Consider the following 17,962-nt stretch of genomic DNA (forward strand, 5'->3'; position numbering starts at 1 on the left):
ATTGACGATTGCATCATTGCGCGTCGGCCGCCGCATGCAGCCATTTGAAAGCGCGAGCGTTGTTGATGCGCCTTCGGCCTCAGACATGCTCCACGGCAAGAATGCCCGGGATCGCTTTCAGCGCCCCCGCGGCCTGCGCGGAAACCCCATATTTGCCCGGCAGTTTGAGCTCGATCTCGCATTCCGGGGTCTGCAGGATCAGGGCGACCTCGCCGTCGCCCTGAGGACGCAAACTCTGCTTGATCTGATCGAGCGGCTTGTCGTCGGCGACGAATATCCGGAGGCCCTTTTGCACGCGGCTCGCCGCATGGTCGAGCGGCTCGGCCGAGACGATTCTGGCGCGCACGTCCTCCCCCTCGACTGCGGCCTGCAGCACCAGCAGCAGCGAAGCGCCTTTTTCCAGAAGGTCGCGATATTGGTTGAGGCCTTCCTGAAACAGGATCGCCTCATATTGGCCGGACGGGTCGGACAGCTGCACGATGCCCATCTTGGAGCCGGATTTGGTGCGGCGCTCCTGCTTGTCAAGCACGGTGGCGGCGAGCCGGCCGCCGGTCGCGCCCAATTTGACCGCGCGCGAAAATTCGGCCCAGCGCTGCACCCGCAGCCGGCTCATGATCGTGGCGTAGGCGTCGAGCGGATGGCCTGAAAGGAAAAAGCCGACCGAATCGAATTCGCGCCGCAGCCGTTCGGCAAGCGTCCAGGGCGCGACCTTCGGCAACGGCATGCGATCCTCTGCGCCCGCGCCAAACAACGCCGACTGTCCGGCGCGGCGCTCCTCGTCGCGCCGGTGCGCGCTGGCCAGAATCGTCTCGATTGCGGCGAAGACGCGGGCGCGATCTTGCTCCATCTCGTCAAACGCCCCGGCGGCGACGAGGCTTTCGAGCATGCGCTTGTTGATTGCGCGCGGATCGATGCGCGCCGAGAAATCAGCGAAATCACGAAAGGGCGTGTTCTTTCGCGCGGCGACCAGAGCCTCGGCATGGCCCTGCCCGACGCCCTTGATTGCGCCAAGCGCATAGCGAATCTGGAGCGCGCCGGCCTCATTGGCGCAGACCTCGAAATCGGCCCCCGAACGCTGGATCGAGGGCGGTTCGACAGCGCCGTTCAGCCGCCGCGCCTCGTTGGAAAATTCAGCCAGCTTGTCGGTGTTGGGCTTATCCAGCGTCATCGAAGCGGCGAGAAATTCCAGCGGGTAATTGGCCTTGAACCAGGCGGTCTGATAGGCGATCAGCGCATAGGCCGCCGCATGGCTTTTGTTGAAGCCATAGTCGGCGAATTTGGCGAGCAGATCGAAGATCTCGTTCGCCTTGCCTTGCGCCAGCCCGTTGTCGATCGCCCCGCGCAGAAAACGGTCCCGCTGCGCATCCATCTCCGCCTTGATCTTCTTGCCCATGGCGCGGCGCAGGAGATCGGCCTCGCCGAGCGAATAGCCGGAGAGGATCTGCGCGATCTGCATCACCTGCTCCTGGTAGATGATGACGCCGAAGGTTTCCTTCAGCACGCCTTCGATTTTGGGGTGGATGTAGTCGGGCTCCTCCTCGCCGGCCTTGACCGCGCAATAGCGCGGGATATTGGCCATCGGGCCCGGCCGGTAGAGCGCGACGAGAGCGATGATGTCCTCGAAACGGTCGGCATGCATATCGACCAGCGCGCGGCGCATCCCTGCGCTTTCAAGCTGGAACACGCCGATCGTCTCGCCGCGGCCAAGCATGGCGTAGGTTTTGGAATCGTCGAGCGGGATCTTGTCGATTTCGATCTCGACGCCGCGCCGGCTGAGCAGCTTGACGCAGGTCGACAGCGTGGTCAGCGTCTTGAGGCCGAGAAAATCGAATTTGACGAGCCCCGCCGGCTCGACCCATTTCATATTGAACTGGGTCGCCGGCATGTCGGATTTCGGATCGCGATAGAGCGGCACAAGCTGTTCCAGCGGGCGATCGCCGATCACGATGCCAGCCGCGTGGGTCGAGGCGTTGGAATAGAGCCCCTCGAGCGTCTGCGCGATCTGCAGCATTTTGGCGACGCGCGGCTCGGCCTCGGCGGCCTCCTTGAGGCGTGGCTCGGAGTCGATCGCCTGTTTCAGACTCACCGGCGCGGCCGGATTTTGCGGCACGAGCTTGGCGAGGCGATCGACCTGGCCGAGCGGCATTTCGAGCACGCGGCCGACATTGCGAAGAACGCCGCGCGCCAGAAACGAGCCGAAGGTGATGATCTGCGCCACCTTGTCCGCGCCATAGCGGCGCCGGACATAGGCGATGACTTCGTCGCGTCGGTCCTGGCAGAAATCGATATCGAAATCCGGCATCGAGACGCGCTCCGGATTGAGGAAGCGCTCGAAAAGGAGGCCGAAGCGAATGGGATCGAGATCGGTAATGGTGAGGGCGTAGGCGACAAGCGAGCCTGCCCCCGAGCCGCGCCCCGGACCGACCGGAATGCCCTGCGACTTGGCGTATTTGATGAAGTCCGAGACGATCAAGAAATAGCCCGGAAACTTCATTTTCACGATGACGTCGAGCTCGAAGGCGAGGCGCTTGCGATAATCCTCCGCCGTAAAACCCTTGGCGAGTCCATGCGCCTCGAGGCGCGCTTCGAGCCCCGCCTCGGCCTCGCCGCGCAGTGCGTCGGCTTCTGCCGCAAGCTCGCCGGTCGCGGAAAAACGCGGCAGCAAGGGTTTGCGGGTCCGCGGCCGAAAAGCGCAGCGGCGCGCGATTTCGACGGTGTTGCGGCTCGCTTCCGGCAGATCGGCGAACAGGGCGACCATTTCCGCGCGGCTCTTGAAGCGGTGTTCGGGCGAGAGCTGACGGCGGGCGCCGTCGCCGATGACCGTCCCCTCGGCGATGCAGATCAGCGCGTCATGCGCCTCATAATCGGAACTCGCCGCGAAATAGGGCTCATTGGCGGCGACGAGGGGCAGCGCTTTGCGATAGGCGAGATCGAGCAACCGCGGTTCGACCTCGCGCTCGACGGCAAGGTTATGGCGCTGCAGCTCGACATAGAGACGGTCGGGGAACAGCTCCTCCAGTTGCGCCGCGCGCGCAAAGGCCTGTTCGGGACGCCTTGCGGCGAACGCCCGGTCGAGCGGCCCGGCGGGGCCGCCGCTGAGCGCGATCAGCCCCTCCGTCCGCCCGTGCAGCCGCTCGATCGGAACATGCGGCGGATCGCCCGGCGCGGGATCGAGCCAGGCGCGTGAAACAAGATGCATCAGATTGAGATAGCCGGGCTCGTCCTGGGCGAGCAGGATGACCGAGGCGCGGCCGGCCCCAAGCTCCTCGCCGCGCGCAGAAATCGCAGCTCCGTCCCGAAAATCGAGCGTGAGCTTTGCGCCGATGATCGGCTGCACGCCTTCCTTGGCGAGTTTTTCGGAGAATTCGAGCGCGCCGAATAAATTATTGGCGTCGGTGATCGCCAGCGCCGGCATATGGTCAGCCGCCGCCAGTTTGGCGAGCTTGCCGATGCCCATGGCCCCTTCCCGCAAGGAAAACGAGCTGTGGACATGGAGATGTACGAAGCCGGGGCCGGGCGCGGAGGAATCATGCGCCTGCGCGGAATTTTGCGTCATCGAATCCCTGATCGGAGCGAGCGCGGCAAAAGCCGCGGGGCGGACATTAGCAGTTTTGACGCTGGCGCCGAGTCCTCGGGGTTAGAGGAGCGTTCGCGGCGTCATTCGCCGGCATTGCCGCGCCAGCGCGCTTTTTGCTGCGGCGCAACAAACCCTCACAGGCGCAGCGATCACGCAACTATAGCGTTTGGCGAATCGAGACGTCGCCCTCCGGCAAGTGCGTTTTCGCATAGCGAAGCGAGTATTGGCGGCAAGCTCCGCCGTCACGCTGTTCAAATTCGGATGAATTTGCTTTATAAGCGCAGAGTGAGCCAAATAACGCGGCGTGGCGATTTGAACTAAAAGAACGATGATCCGCCGCGGTGTGCATAAGAGTTTTGCGTGCTGGATGCCCTCACATCCGGCAGCGTCGGTGCGAACGGAGGGTTTTTGGGAGCGCGGCTTGCGCCGCCTCATGGCTCCCGTTCGCGCCTGTCGGTTAGAGTTTTCAAATTGTCGGCCCGCTCGTCTGACGAATTGCATAGACGATTCAAGGCTTCATCATTGCTTCAAAGGGGAATAACCGATGTTGACGACGCCATCCATCCGCGCCAATGAAAAATGGAGTCCGGTCGATCCCCTCGAAGAAGCCCGCGCGGCGTTTCAAAAGCGTCCCTTCCTGGTTCGCCATCCGCTCGCGGGTCATCCCCTGTTCACCATCGAAGCCCTGACCAAGGTCGCGGAAAGAGCGGCCAAGCGTAACGGCGACCTCTGGGCCGACGCCGGCGACCTTTCCCTGACCGACAAATGGGGCAGCGTTCCCGAGCCGAATATGCCGATTCCGCAGCTTATCGACCGGATCGAGACGGCCGGCGCCTGGATCGTCATGAAGCATGTCGAAACCGATCCGGCCTATAAGGCGCTGCTCGACGAATATGAGGCCTTCGTGCGCGAAACCGCAGGGCCGGAGATGTCGAAAAGGCTGAGCAACGCCGAAATGCTCGTCTTCATCACCTCGCCCAACCGCAAAACGCCCTACCACTTCGACGGCGAGGTCAATTTCGTCGTTCAGATCCAGGGATCGAAGGATATATGGGTCTGCGACCCGAACGACCGCAGCGTGACGACCGAACGCGAGATCGAGGAATATTACGGATCGACGATCGCCGCCGGCACGTACAAGCCTCATGCCGAGGAAGTCGCGACGAAATTTTCGCTCTATCCGGGCGATGCGGTGCATGTTCCCCAGCATGCCGCCCATTGGGTGCAGAACCACAACAACGTCTCGGTGACGCTGAGCCTCAACATGGAGGTTCCCTATGGGGAGTGCGCCGACCTCTATCGCGCGAACTACTTCCTGCGACGGCTTGGTCTGTCGCCGAGTTCCCCGGGACAATCGCCGATCGCGGACCGCTCCAAGGCCGCTGTCACAGCCGCAATGCGCTCCGCCCGAAACGCGGTGCGGCATGCGATGGGGCGCCTAGGCTAAAGCATATACCGATCGAATTTTCTGGCTAACAGAACAGGCTCAAGCTTTTCAAGCTTGAGCGCCCCGCGTCGCGATCCGATCAGATTTCAATCGGATCGGATACGCTCGCCTTTTGCTCCCGCGCGATTTCGTCGCGAGCAGAGCCGTCGGGTCTGCAATCCACGACGGCCTAAACTACCTCAGCTTCTACGGTCCCATCGGAAATCATCGCAATGAGGCGCGCTCAATAGGGCGGAGGGCCGGGCGGCGCCTCGGCGATCCACGGAAAGCCGCGCAACGATTGGACGGTGATATAGCCGGTCGTCGGAGCAGGCATAGGCGCCGGCGGCGGCCCCCAATAGCCGGCCCGCCATGTGCACGGCCCATTTGGCGGCTGGCAAATCCATTCGGACTTGCGCCATCCCGCGTTTGCCCGGACTTCGTCGCGCAAATCCTCAAGCGAGCGAAAGGTGTGATCGAGGCCATTGGAAGCGCCCGCCGCCTGCGCCGACGCACAGCGGATCGCAAGCCCATAAGCGCAAACCGCGGCCATTACGGATAGAAGAAACGTCTGCGCAGGCCTCATTCGATCCTCCAGCCGGCCGAGACGCCGGCAATTCCCCAACTATTGCGGATAACGCGCGAGCAAGCTCTGCCGTTCCACGCCTGACGCCAAAAAGGCGCCGATCCTTTTACAAAATTTCGCCGAGGAATTGGCGCGCGCGCGGATGCCGCGGCGCCGAAAAGAAGTCTTCGGGACGATTGATCTCGACGATCGCGCCCGCATCCATGAAAATCACGCGGTCGGCCACCTGGCGGGCAAAGCCCATCTCATGCGTCACGCAGACCATGGTCATGCCTTCGCGGGCGAGCTGCACCATGGTCTCCAGCACCTCCTTGACCATTTCGGGATCAAGCGCCGAGGTCGGCTCGTCGAACAGCATGATTTTCGGGTTCATGCACAGCGCCCGCGCGATGGCCGCGCGCTGCTGCTGGCCGCCGGAAAGCTGGCCCGGATACTTGTCGGCCTGGTCGGAAATATGGACCTTGCCGAGATAATGCATGGCGACAGCCTCGGCGTCGCGCGGCTCCATCTTCAGCACATGGATCGGCGCGAGCGTGCAATTTTCAAGGATGGTCAGATGCGGAAAAAGGTTGAAATGCTGGAACACCATGCCGACCTCGCGGCGCACCTCATGGATGTGGCGCAGATCGTCGGTGAGCGTCACGCCCTCGACGACGATGTCGCCGCTCTCATGCGCCTCGAGCCGGTTGACGCAGCGGATCAGCGTCGATTTGCCCGAGCCGGACGGGCCGCAGACGACGATCCGCTCGCCCGCCATCACCGTGAGGTTGACGTCGCGCAAGGCGTGATAGGCGCCATACCATTTGTTGACGCCGATCATCTCGATCGCTGCGCGGCCCGGTTCATTCATGTTTGACGCCAAACGCCGGAACTCCCCTCTGACCGCTATCTGCCGTGCGAAAAACGCCGCTCGACGAACAGCGAATAGCGCGACATGGCGAAGCAGAAGACAAAATAGAACATCGCCGCGAAAGCATAGCCCGTCGCCGCGATGGTCGGCCCCGCCCAGACGGGATCAAGCCGCGCCGAATCGACCGTGCGCAGAAAGTCGAAGATGCCGACGACGGCGACGAGCGTCGTATCCTTGAAGAGAGCGATGAAATTATTGACGACGCCGGGAATGACCGCCCGCAGCGCCTGCGGCAGGATGACGAGGCGCTGCATCTGCCAGCGGCCGAGCCCAAGCGCCAGCGCGCCCTCGAACTGGCCGTTCGGGATCGCCTGCAATCCGCCGCGAACCACTTCGGCCATATAGGCCGAGGCGAACAGGGCGACGCCGATCAGCGGGCGCAGCAGCCGGTCGGGCGCCAAATTCTCGGGCACGAACAGCGGCAGCATCGTATTCGCCATGAACAAGACGGTGATGATCGGCACGCCGCGAACGAGTTCGATAAAGCCGGCGCAGGCGAGGCTGAGGGCCGGCAGGGACGAGCGCCGTCCAAGCGCAAGCAGCACGCCAAAGGGCAGCGAAACGACCATGCCGACCGTGGCGACGAGCAGGCTGACGAAGATGCCTCCCCACAGATCGCTGGCGACGCGCGGCAGGCCAATGAAGGGCGCGCCATGCAGGAGCAGGAAGGCGATAATCGGATAGGCGCCGAAGAACAGCAGCGCCGCGAGATTGCGCCGGGGCGCATTGAGCCAGAGCAGCCAGACGATCAAAACGGCGCCCATCGCCAGCGTGACGTCGACGCGCCAGCGCTGATCGAGCGGATAGGAGCCGTAGGTGAAATAGGGCAGCTTGCGCCAGATGAAGGCCCAGCAGGCCCCGGCCCCCGGCGCCCGGCAGGCGGCGCCGTCCGGCGCCGACCAAACCGCGTCAAACACGAGGAAGCGCAGCAGCGGCGGCGCGACCAGGGCGATCAGAAGGAGGGTCGCAATCGTGAGCAGGCTGGCGCGCCAGCCGTCGAACAGATTGCCGGCGAGAAGATCAATGAGCCGGCGGCGACGCAGCGGCGGCGCCCGCGGCGGGATGTTGCCCTGCAGCACATAGAGCGCATTTGCGCCCGGGCCGCCGCGCGTGCTGCCTGCCATGCTAGCGCTCCACTAGCGCGAAGCGGCGCCCGTAGAGGTTCATGGCGAGCGAGGCGACGAGCGAGATCGCAAGATAGACCGCCATGGTGATGAAAATGACCTGCACGGCGGCGCCGGTCTGGTTCAGCACCGTTCCGGCGAAAACCTGCACAAGGTCCGGATAGCCGATGAAGACGGCGAGCGAAGAGTTCTTGATGAGGTTCAAATATTGGCTGGTCAGCAGCGGGACGATCAGGCGCATCGCCTGCGGCGCGATGACGAGACGGTCGGCGTCGGCGCGGTCAAGGCCGATCGCCGCCGCCGCCTCGCGCTGGCCGCGCGGCACCGCCTCGACGCCGGCGCGCACGATCTCGGCGATGAACGCCGCCGTATAGAGGCTGAGGCCCAAAACAAGCGCGACGAATTCCGGCAGCAGCCGGACCCCGCCGACGAAATTGAAGCCCTTGAGTTCAGGCTGAACGAAGGCGACGGGCGTCCCCGCGCCGACGAAGGCCGCGAGCGGAAGAACGAGCAGCAGCGCCGCTGCGACGCCGCTGAAGAATGCCCGCGAGGGGGTGGCGAATTTGATGCGTTTCGGCGTCAGGCGCATCGCGACCGCGGCGAGGAGGCTGACGCAGAGCGCCGCCACGAGCCACACGGCCCCAGCCTCGAACACCGGCGCCGGAGCGAACAGGCCGCGATTATTTAGAAACATCCCGAACGGCAGCGGCAGCGATTGCTTTGGCGAAGGCAGCGGCTTCAGAACGGCGTTGTACCAGAACAGAAGCTGCAGCAGCAAAGGCACGTTGCGTATCGCCTCGACATAGGCCATCGCCGTTTGGCCGACGATCCAGTTCTTCGACAGCCGCGCGAAGCCGACGATAAAGCCGAGCACGGTCGCCAGCGCGAGGCTGACTGCAGCGACAAGCAACGTATTCAGCAGCCCGACGACAAAAGCGCGGCCATAGGTCGAGGCGGCGCTGTAGGGAATGAGGCTCTGATTGATGTCGAAGCCCGCAACCTTGCCGAGAAAGCTGAGGTCGGTGGCGATGCCGCGCGCCTCCATATTGGCGCGCACGTCGATGAAGGCGAAAATGGCGAGCGCGACAAAGGCGACGACGAAGGCGCTCTGCAGCAGGATGGCCCGCGCCTTGGCGTCGTACCAGAACTCCAGCGCGGGATGGCGTCGAAGCTTCATCGCCTTGAAGGGGGAAAGTCCATCGCTCCCTGCCGTCAAATTCTGCGCCTATCGGATCGGCGGAGCGTATTGCAACCCGCCTTTGGTCCAGAGCGCATTGATGCCCCGCTTGATTTTCAAAGGCGAGCCTTCGCCGAGATTGCGATCGAAAATTTCGCCGTAATTGCCGACATGCTTGACGATGCGATAGGCCCAGTCCGCGCCGAGCCCGAGCCCTTCGCCGAAATTGCCTTCAAAACCGAGCAGCCGCCTCACCTCGGGCCGATCGGATTTGGCCTTTTCGTCAACATTCTTCGCATTGACGCCGAGTTCTTCCGCATTGACGAGGGCGTACAGGGTCCATTTGACGAGGTTGAACCATTCGTCGTCGCCCTGACGCACGGCCGGGCCGAGCGGCTCCTTCGAGATGATTTCCGGCAACACCACGCTGTCTTCGGGGTCGGTCAGACGCTGGCGCTCGACATAGAGCCCAGAGGCGTCGGTCGTATAGGCGTCACACCGGCCGCCCTCATAGGCGCGCACCGCCTCCTCGGCATTGGCGAAATTGACCGGCTCATATTTCATATTGTTGCCGCGGAAGAAATCCGCGAGATTCAGCTCCGTCGTGGTGCCCTGCTGGACGCAGATCGAGGCCCCGGACAATTCGAGCGCGGAGGAAAGATTGAGCTTCTTGCGCACGAGAAAGCCCTGTCCGTCGTAATAGGAGATCCCGGCGAAGAGAAACCCCTGCCCCGTCTCGCGCGACAGCGTCCAGGTCGTGTTTCGCGAGAGCAGATCAACCTCGCCTGACTGCAGGGCGGTGAAGCGGTCCTTGGCGCTCAGCGCGATGAATTTGACCTTGGTCGGGTCATTGAAGATGGCGGCGGCGACCGCTCGGCAGAAATCGACGTCAAATCCCGTCCAGCCGCCCTTATCGTCGGGCAGGCCGAAACCCGGGACGCCGGGATTGGAGCCACAGATCAAAAACCCTCGCTTTTGCACCTGATCGAGCAGGCTCGCCTGCGCCCCCTGCGCACAGCCGATCATGAGCCCGAGCGCAAAAAGAGTCCTGACGACGTTCATTTTGAACATGCGAAACCATTCCAGAATTGATCCCGCGCGCCGGCGCTTCAAAGGCAGGCCCGCAGACGCAACTAGAGGGCTTTGCGGAAACGGGTCAAGAGCGTCGGCCCAAGAGGCCAAACAGAGGCCCGCCCGGCGGCTCGGCGCAGGGCTGCTTTGCGGCCTCGCGGCCCTCATGAGCGCATGCGCGATTCATGAACAATGGCGCAATGCGCGCTAAAGTCCGCCGGAAACGGCTAATTTCCGCTTAAAAGGCGGGCGGGCGCCGTCAGAACGGCGCGTCAATGTCGACGACGTCGATCAGCTTGTGATTGACGAACTCCTTGATGCCAAGGCCGATCAGTTCGCGGCCGTAGCCGGAGCGGCGGACGCCGCCGAAAGGAAGATCTGCCTTCACCATCGTTGGATGATTGACGAAAACCATGCCGGTCGAAATTTTCCGCGCGACCTCGGCGCCATGCTTCGGGTCGGAGGTGAATACCGAGCCGCCGAGCCCATACGGGGAATCATTGGCGATGCGCACGGCGTCGTCTTCGTCCCTGGCGCGGAACATCATGGACACCGGACCGAAGAACTCCCAGTAGCGGGCCGGATTGTCCTCCGTGAAATCGGTGAGGATCGTCGGCTGCACGAAAGCGCCCTGATTGGGAACGCTGGGTCCGACCTCAGTCGCCGTCGCGCCATGGCCGACCGCCTCACGGATCTTGTCCTTCACCTCATCGGCCGCGCCCTGCGACGACAGGGGCGCGAGGGTCGTGCGGTCATCAAAGGGATCGCCCGCGCGCAAACCGGCCACCCCCGCCTTGTAGCGATCAAGGAAGCTTTCATAGACATCGTCGACGACGATCATGCGCTTGGAGGAAACGCAGACCTGTCCTCCGTTCCAATGGCGCCCGAACACGGCCCATTTCGCCGTCTTGTCGAGATCGGCGTCCGCCAGCACGACGAAGGCGTCGGCGCCGCCAAGCTCCATCGTCGATTTTTTCAGCGCCTTGCCCGCCTGGGCCGCAACGACGGAGCCGGCGGCCTCGGACCCTGTCAGCGCGACGCCATGGACGCGCGGATCGTTGAGGATCAGCTCGATCTGGGAGCGGGTGGCGTAAAGGTTCTTGAAGGCTCCGTCGGGCAGGCCGGCGGCGCGCATCAAATTCTCGAAGGCGGCGGCGCTCTGGGGCACGTTGGAGGCGTGCTTGAGCAGCATCGTATTGCCGGCCGACAGTTGCGGCGCAAGAATGCGGGCGATCTGATAATAGGGGAAATTCCACGGCTCGATGGCGAGCAGCACGCCAAGCGGCTCATGCACGAGGATCGCTTCGCCCTCGGCGGGATCGGCAACCGGAAGCTTTTCCGGCGCCAGCAGCTTTTCGGCGTTCACAGCATAATATTCGAAGATGGCGGCGGATAGCTCGACCTCCGCCCTGGCCTCCGAGAACAACTTGCCCATTTCGAGCGTCAGCAGCCGGGCGTAGGCGTCGCTCTCCTTGCGCAAATTATTGGCCGCGCTCTGGATGATTTTGGCGCGGCGGGCGAAAGGAACGTCCTTCCATGACAGAAAGGCTGCGTGGGCGTTCTCTATGGCCCTCTCGACTTCGGCGTCGGCGGCGTCGGGAAAAGTCTCCAGGGTTTCGCCGGTGTAGGGATTTATGGATGCATAGGCCACGATAGATCCTCCTCTGGCTGGCGCGGGACCCCCGCGCAGGTCGCCGGTCCGATGCGCCCTTGATGGGCTTCGACCTGACCACCGGCGCCGCGGTTTGCAAGGCGTGATTGCTCTCGCCATTCCAAAGCATGGTCATTTATGCTTGATCTGAGATCGAAGCGTGCAGACGGCCATCGCCAACGCTCACCCGAGCCAGTAATTAAACCCCTGTTTAAATGCTATTTCTTGACGCCAGACGGCGCTTTTTCTTGAAATGCGCTGAAGCGTGATCTTGACGTCTGCCGCGGCGCGACAACAATTTGCGGCGCATCAACGCCCGATTGGACGAGAATGACCGAACCAACCAAAATCGATCACGAAGCGCTGAAGACCCGGACGAAGCTTGTCTATGCCGGCCGCCGCCCGTCGGAGCAATTCGGCTTCGTCAATACGCCGGTCTATCGCGGCTCGACCGTGCTTTTTCCAAGCTATCACGACCTCGTGACCCGCAATGCGCCTTTCACCTATGGCACGTCCGGCTCGCCGACGACCAAGGCGCTGACCGACGCATGGACCGAGCTTAGCGGGGCCGCCGGCGCGGCGCTCGCCCCGACGGGGCTCGCCGCCATCACGCTGGCGCTCCTGACCGCGGTCAAAGCCGGCGACCACATCCTCGTCACCGATTCGATCTATCGGCCCTCACGTATTTTCTGCGACGGCGTGCTCGCGCGGCTCGGGGTGGAGACGACCTATTTTGATCCGCTGATCGGCGCCGGGATCGAGCATCTGATCCGGCCGAACACCAGCGTCATCTTCCTCGAGACGCCTGGATCGCAAAGCTTCGAACTGCCCGACGTTCCGGCGATCTTCGCCATCGCGCGGGCTAGGGGAGTTTGCGCGATCCTCGACAACACCTGGGCGACGCCTTTGTTCTTCCCGCCGCATGAGCGCGGCGCCGACATGGCAATCGAGGCCGGCACCAAATATCTCTCCGGCCATTCGGACCTCTTGCTCGGCCTCATCTCGGCGACGGAAGAATGGCTGCCGCGCCTCGCGGCCACCGCCGACGCCTTCGCCATGTGCCCCGGGCCGGAGGATGTTTTTCTCGCCCTGCGCGGATTGCGCACGCTGGAACTGCGTCTGCGCGAGGCGCAGTCGCAAGGGCTCGCCATGGCGCGATGGCTGGAAGCACGCCCGGAAATCGCAAAGGTGCTACATCCGGCGCTGCCTTCCTGCCCAGGCCACGCGTTGTGGAAGCGCGATTTTACCGGCTCGACGGGCCTGTTTTCCGTGCTGCTCAATCCCTTTCCGCAAAAGGCGGTCGCCGCCATGCTGGACGGGCTGGAACTGTTCGGCATGGGATTTTCGTGGGGCGGCTTCGAGAGCCTGGTCATCCCGTTCGACTGCCGCGCCTATCGCACCGCGACGTTGTGGACATCGCCCGGACCGGCGCTGCGCTTCAACATCGGGCTCGAGGACGTCGACGACCTCAAGGCCGACCTCGAGCGGGGCTTCGAGCGGCTGCGCGCGGCAAGCTGAAGGCGCGCGCTTGCCCTCGTCGCGCGGTTGTGGGCACATTCTGGCAAAATCGATAAGGAGAACCGGCCGGCATGCATACGCTGCGGCTCGCGCTGCTTGGCCTCGCCGCATGTGTCGCGATCATCCTTGGCTGGGCCTACTGGCATGAGGCCGCGCGCGGGCCGGCCTCGGTACGCGTCGCCGAGCGTCAGGCCTCGCCGCAGGAGATTGCCGCCATGCGCCGGGCGATCGAACGGACGGTCGCCGGAACCCCCGATTATTCCGGTTTCTTCGAGGCGCTGAAAGCGGGTTTCCCCGCCGAATATGAAGCCTTTCTCGTCAGCGCCGCGGAGCGCGCGGCCAATGCGGGCGAGAGCTCCAGCGCCGACGCGCTAATGATCGAGGCCGCGCGCGGCTTGCGGCGCTCGCATGGGATCCTCGCAGCGAAGGCGGACGGTCCGACGCTCGATCGGTATTTCGACGCCAGATACGCCATGCTCCATGCGCTGGCCGCAAATGATCAGGCGCTGTGCGTCGCTTTCCTCTATGGCGGCGGCCGCGCCGATTTCACGGGTTTTACGCGCGATCATCGCACTTTGCTCGCCGCGCTCGCCGCGGCAGGCCTCGACGCCATCAGCGACGGCAAGGATAAAAGAGGCGACCGTGAGCGGCCGACCGAGGAGGATTTCCACACGCTGGAGAATGCGCTACGCGCGCAAGGCGTCTCCAACGCCGCAATCACGACGCTGCTTGACGGCAAGGTTTTAAACCCGCCGCTGAGCGACGGCGAAATGTGTCAGGCGGGCGAAACCTATCTCAAAACGCTCGCCGCTTTGCCGGAGGCGCCGCGACGGCGCATCTACGGCTTTGCCATTGAATTGATGGCGCGTTCCTGATCCGCAAAAATCCCAAGCCCCAAACACCCAATCCATAAAATCAGGCGGCGCCGATAGCGCCTGCGCGCTTATCGCGATTGGCGGGCAAGGCCTGCCGCCCTTAATCACGTTCGCGCGATGAGACGCTTCTGCTATTGCCAATCTCAATATGACCGTTCATATTACTCGCCACAGAGAGAGCGGGGAACCCCGTCCTGCAGCGAAATGAAAGAGCAACGATCATGAGCGCTTCAAAAAATATCATCCGGGCCATCACCATCCTGGCCTTCGGCGCCATTGCCCAGCAGACCGCCACCGCAGGCGTCAGCTATCCAGGGCAGTCCTTTGTGGACCGGGTGTCGGGAGCTTCGCCCACTGCGACCGTCGATGGCCGACAGCTCGCCGCTCCGCAGACCGGCGGCGCCATCGATCCCAGCTCTTACTATGGCGAATATAACACCGGAGCAGGCGCCGGAAGCAGCAACATTTTCGTCCGGACCCAGGGTCAGGGCTTTGCCGAACGGGCTGGCTTTGGCGGCGTCAACGGCAGCGCCTCCCGCTAAAGCAGGCCTGCGGTCATGAAAACGAAGCACGCAGGCATGCCAGCTTGCGTGCGACAATATGTCCGGTCACATACATCGCCGAATGATAATGGCGGCAGGCAATCGCCTGAGTGAGCCTGGGCAAGGGCCCGACCGTGAAGTCGCCCAGAAAAGGCCACGCCTGAGGCCCATGTGGCGCGACCTTCGCCGTATCAACGCCGCATCTTGAGGTTCCCATAGTTTCCGTCCGTTCGCGCATGCCGCTGCGACGCTGCAATTCTCGGGCGCCGTGAAACCGCGCCGAGATTGAGGCGTTAAAGTGCAGTGTCATGCTCCTGCGAAACGCGGCAGGGGGGAATCGGGGATGCTGCACAAAATCGGGAACCTCAGGGCGCGGCGCGAGGAAATCGCGCTGCTCGTACGACATTCCGAAGATGATTTGACGGAAGCGAGAAATTCACCGGCCCTTGGCGGCCGCAGCCGTTCAATCCTCCTGCAACTCGAACGCAGGCTTCACGCGAATCGCAAGGATCTCGCGGCGCTTGACGCACAGCTTGCAACGGCGCCCAAGTCGTCGGAAGCGGTCGAAAGATAGAGCAAAATCAAGCCTCTGGCCGCAACTGTTGCAGCGCCGGCGGCGCATTGGCGTCGATCCAGCCGTCTATCGCGCCGATTTTCCTGTGCAACGCGATGCCAAGCCCAATAATGGCGAGACCGAGAGCCGACAGCGCGAAGGAAAAAAGTACGACGTGATCGAAAACGTCATAGGCGAGATGCCCAAGGTAGATGCTGACGCCGAGCGCGCCAAACACCGCATAGACGCGCCGGCGCACGAACACCGCGAAGAAGACGAGCGCGACATTGATGAGGCAATAGGTTAGCGCGAGCCATTCGCCCGAACTGGCGCGGAAGGTGAGGCCGCCCCAGAAGGCGGCGGCGGCGGCAAGATGCAGCCAGAAGGCAAAATCCCCCGCCGGGCGCCATTTGACGTCGACGAACCAGGCGACGCCGATCAGCGCGAGGCCGAACCAGAGCGAGACCTCCCGCCGCAGTTCATATTCGTCGTAACGGCCATGCGTCAGCAGCGCGCCAAGGTCCATCGACATGAACCAGAGCGCGACCGCCGCGATCATCGTCAGGAACGCAAAGGGAAAGAAGCGCAGCGCAAGCAGCGTCGCCGCGACGGCGCCGAGCTCCATAAAGAGCCAGTTGCCGTTGATGAGGGGGACGAAATCGCCATAGGCGTGGCTGCCAGTCGCCTCTTCGCTCCAAAGGCCGAACGATTCCTGCAGGCCCCATATCGCCATCGGCGTCATGGCGACGGCGATGGTGATCGCAAGTCCGCCAGGGATTTTGAGATCCTTGCGGCGCCAAAGATGATCGCCAAGAAAAACGAAGAAGGCCGCGTAGCAGACCGCGACCAGGGCCAGCCCCGGACCCCCAAGCGCGTTGAACGCCTCGTTGATGAACACGGCCATCGCCGCAATAATGACAAGGGCGCCGGCGTACCAGAGCAGATGGATGACGTCGAACCGCGCCGGTTCGGCCGCCGCCGTCAAACGCTCTTGGCCCTGCGGCTGTTGCTCTTGCTCCCTTTGTGCTCGGCCGAGCAGGAAGGCGCCGAGGCGCTGATAATCGCTCTCGGAAAGAACGCCGGCGGCGCGCGCGGCGGAAAGATCATCCTCGGTGAACAAGCTGTCAGCTCCTTGCGCCGGCCATGGCGGGCCTGCTTGTTCAGCTTTTTGCGACAATGAACGATATGCGCAAGCGCACACGCGCAAAAAAGCCGGCGCGCGCGCCGGCTTGATGTTGGGCCCATGTGGGTCGGAAGCGCTTTAGAACAGTCCGACGACCTCGCCCTTCTCATTGAGGTCGATCTTGGTCGCCGACGGAACTTTGGGCAGCCCCGGCATGGTCATGACGTCGCCGCAGACGAGGACGATGAACTCCGCCCCGGCCGCAAGCCGGACCTCGCGAATGTTGATGTCATGGCCCGTCGGCGCGCCGCGCAGCTTCGCGTCGGTCGAGAAGGAATATTGGGTTTTCGCGATGCAGATCGGGAAATTGCCGTAGCCGCCCTCTTCCAGCTTCTTGATCTGGTTGCGCACCTTGGCGTCCGCCGTCACCTTGGTCGCGCCGTAGAGCTTGGTCGCGACTGCTGTCGCCTTGTCCCACAGCGAGGCGGAATCCTCATAGACGAAATGGAAATCGCTCGGAACCTTGTCGATCATCTCGACGACGACGCGGGCCAGATCTTCGGCGCCCTTGCCGCCTTCCGCCCAATGGCGGCAGACGACGATCGGCGCGCCAAGATCGGCGACGCTCTTCTTCAGGAGATCCACCTCGGCCGCGGTGTCCGCTGTGAAGTGGTTGATCGCAACGACAACAGGCAGCCCGTAGTGATTGCGGATGTTGTTGATATGGCGTTCGAGATTGGAGAGCCCCTTGCGCAGCGCATCGAGGTTTTCCGTGTTGAGCTCCTTGAGCTCCACGCCGCCGTGATATTTCAGCGCGCGAATCGTGGCGACAATAACGACCGCCTGCGGCCGCAGGCCCGATTTGCGGCATTTGATGTCGATGAATTTCTCAGCGCCAAGGTCGGCGCCAAAGCCTGCCTCCGTCACGACATAGTCGGACAGTTTCAGCGCCGTCTTGGTGGCGAGCACAGAATTGCAGCCATGGGCGATATTGGCGAAAGGCCCGCCGTGGATGAAAGCCGGGTTGTTCTCGAGCGTCTGCACAAGATTGGGCTTCAGCGCATTCTTGAGCAGCACGGCCATCGCGCCATGGGCCTGCAAATCGCGGGCATGCACGGGCTTCTGATCGGTTGTGTAGCCGACCACGATCGCCCCTAACCGCGCCTTCAGATCCTCGATCGAATTGGCGAGGCAGAAAATCGCCATCACCTCGGAAGCGACGACAATATCGAATCCATCCTGGCGCGGAAACCCATTCGCCGTCCCGCCGAGCGCGATGGTGATGTCGCGCAGCGCCCGATCGTTCATGTCGACGACGCGCTTCCAGGCGATTCGGCGCACGTCGATGTTGAGTTCGTTGCCGTGATGGATGTGATTGTCGATCATCGCGGCAAGGAGATTGGTCGCCAGCGCGATGGCGCTGAAGTCGCCGGTGAAATGGAGATTGATGTCCTCCATCGGAACGACCTGCGCGTAGCCGCCGCCGGCCGCCCCGCCCTTCATGCCGAACACAGGGCCAAGCGAAGGCTCGCGCAGGCAGATCGAGGCCTTCTTGCCGATGCGGTTCAGCGCGTCGCCAAGACCGACCGTCGTCGTCGTCTTGCCTTCGCCGGCCGGCGTCGGGCTGATCGCGGTGACGAGAATGAGCTTGCCGTCCGGGCGGTCTTTCAGGCTGTCGACATAGTCGAGCGAAATCTTCGCCTTGAAATGTCCGTAGGGTTCGAGATGGGCGTCGTCGATGCCGAGCTTTTCCGCCGCGACTTTGGTGATGCGCTCCATCGTGGCGCGCTGGGCGATTTCAATATCCGAGGCCATGGCCGCTCCTAAAA

The 17,962-nt window shown here is 63.1% G+C and carries 13 protein-coding genes; 4 read left to right on the plus strand and 9 right to left on the minus strand.

Going from position 1 to position 17,962, the window contains the following annotated elements:
• Positions 1-79: 79 nt before the first annotated feature.
• Complete coding sequence (gene dnaE / locus CR492_RS07760) at positions 80-3,556, minus strand: DNA polymerase III subunit alpha (RefSeq protein WP_102843169.1); 3,477 nt, start codon at positions 3,554-3,556, stop codon at positions 80-82.
• Between the two features lie 565 nt (positions 3,557-4,121).
• Here dnaE and CR492_RS07765 point away from each other — a divergent pair.
• Positions 4,122-5,024 (plus strand): cupin-like domain-containing protein, encoded by a 903-nt coding sequence (locus tag CR492_RS07765; protein ID WP_102843170.1) that lies wholly within the window; start codon positions 4,122-4,124, stop codon positions 5,022-5,024.
• 223 nt (positions 5,025-5,247) lie between these two features.
• Here the strand turns inward: CR492_RS07765 and CR492_RS07770 are convergent, their stop codons facing one another.
• The 6 genes from CR492_RS07770 to CR492_RS07795 form a co-directional block, all read right to left on the minus strand.
• Positions 5,248-5,589, minus strand: coding sequence for a hypothetical protein (locus CR492_RS07770; RefSeq protein ID WP_146030204.1), 342 nt, complete (start codon positions 5,587-5,589; stop codon positions 5,248-5,250).
• A gap of 106 nt (positions 5,590-5,695) precedes the next feature.
• On the minus strand, positions 5,696-6,439 hold the full coding sequence (locus tag CR492_RS07775) for an amino acid ABC transporter ATP-binding protein (protein WP_102843172.1): 744 nt from the start codon (positions 6,437-6,439) through the stop codon (positions 5,696-5,698).
• 35 nt (positions 6,440-6,474) lie between these two features.
• A complete protein-coding gene (locus CR492_RS07780) occupies positions 6,475-7,623 on the minus strand; it encodes an amino acid ABC transporter permease (protein WP_102843173.1) in 1,149 nt (382 codons plus the stop codon).
• A 1-nt stretch (position 7,624) separates the two neighbouring features.
• Positions 7,625-8,800: an amino acid ABC transporter permease gene (locus tag CR492_RS07785; protein WP_102843174.1), complete on the minus strand. Its 1,176-nt coding sequence runs from the start codon at positions 8,798-8,800 to the stop codon at positions 7,625-7,627.
• Between the two features lie 48 nt (positions 8,801-8,848).
• Positions 8,849-9,862 carry an amino acid ABC transporter substrate-binding protein gene (locus CR492_RS07790; RefSeq protein ID WP_432431201.1) on the minus strand — a complete coding sequence of 338 codons (1,014 nt, stop codon included), beginning with the start codon at positions 9,860-9,862 and terminating at the stop codon, positions 8,849-8,851.
• 268 nt (positions 9,863-10,130) lie between these two features.
• A complete protein-coding gene (locus tag CR492_RS07795) occupies positions 10,131-11,522 on the minus strand; it encodes an NAD-dependent succinate-semialdehyde dehydrogenase (protein ID WP_102843176.1) in 1,392 nt (463 codons plus the stop codon).
• A gap of 330 nt (positions 11,523-11,852) precedes the next feature.
• On the opposite strand from CR492_RS07795, the gene metC reads away from it, so the two are divergent.
• The 3 genes from metC (at position 11,853) to CR492_RS07810 (ending at position 14,457) form a co-directional block, all read left to right on the plus strand.
• Positions 11,853-13,040 (plus strand): cystathionine beta-lyase, encoded by a 1,188-nt coding sequence (gene metC, locus CR492_RS07800; protein ID WP_102843177.1) that lies wholly within the window; start codon positions 11,853-11,855, stop codon positions 13,038-13,040.
• Between the two features lie 71 nt (positions 13,041-13,111).
• A complete protein-coding gene (locus tag CR492_RS07805) occupies positions 13,112-13,915 on the plus strand; it encodes a hypothetical protein (protein WP_102843178.1) in 804 nt (267 codons plus the stop codon).
• Between the two features lie 221 nt (positions 13,916-14,136).
• Complete coding sequence (locus CR492_RS07810) at positions 14,137-14,457, plus strand: hypothetical protein (protein ID WP_102843179.1); 321 nt, start codon at positions 14,137-14,139, stop codon at positions 14,455-14,457.
• Positions 14,458-15,038: 581 nt separating this feature from the next.
• On the opposite strand, the gene CR492_RS07820 is transcribed toward CR492_RS07810, so the two are convergent.
• The gene (locus tag CR492_RS07820; protein WP_102843181.1) at positions 15,039-16,130 is read right to left on the minus strand and encodes a hypothetical protein; all 1,092 of its coding nucleotides are present in this window, start codon (positions 16,128-16,130) and stop codon (positions 15,039-15,041) included.
• 141 nt (positions 16,131-16,271) lie between these two features.
• On the minus strand, positions 16,272-17,948 hold the full coding sequence (locus tag CR492_RS07825; RefSeq protein WP_102843182.1) for a formate--tetrahydrofolate ligase: 1,677 nt from the start codon (positions 17,946-17,948) through the stop codon (positions 16,272-16,274).
• Positions 17,949-17,962 lie beyond the last annotated feature (14 nt).

The sequence above is a fragment of the Methylocella silvestris genome (genome assembly GCF_002891535.1).
In the GTDB taxonomy this organism is placed as follows: Bacteria; Pseudomonadota; Alphaproteobacteria; order Rhizobiales; family Beijerinckiaceae; genus Methylocapsa; species Methylocapsa silvestris_A.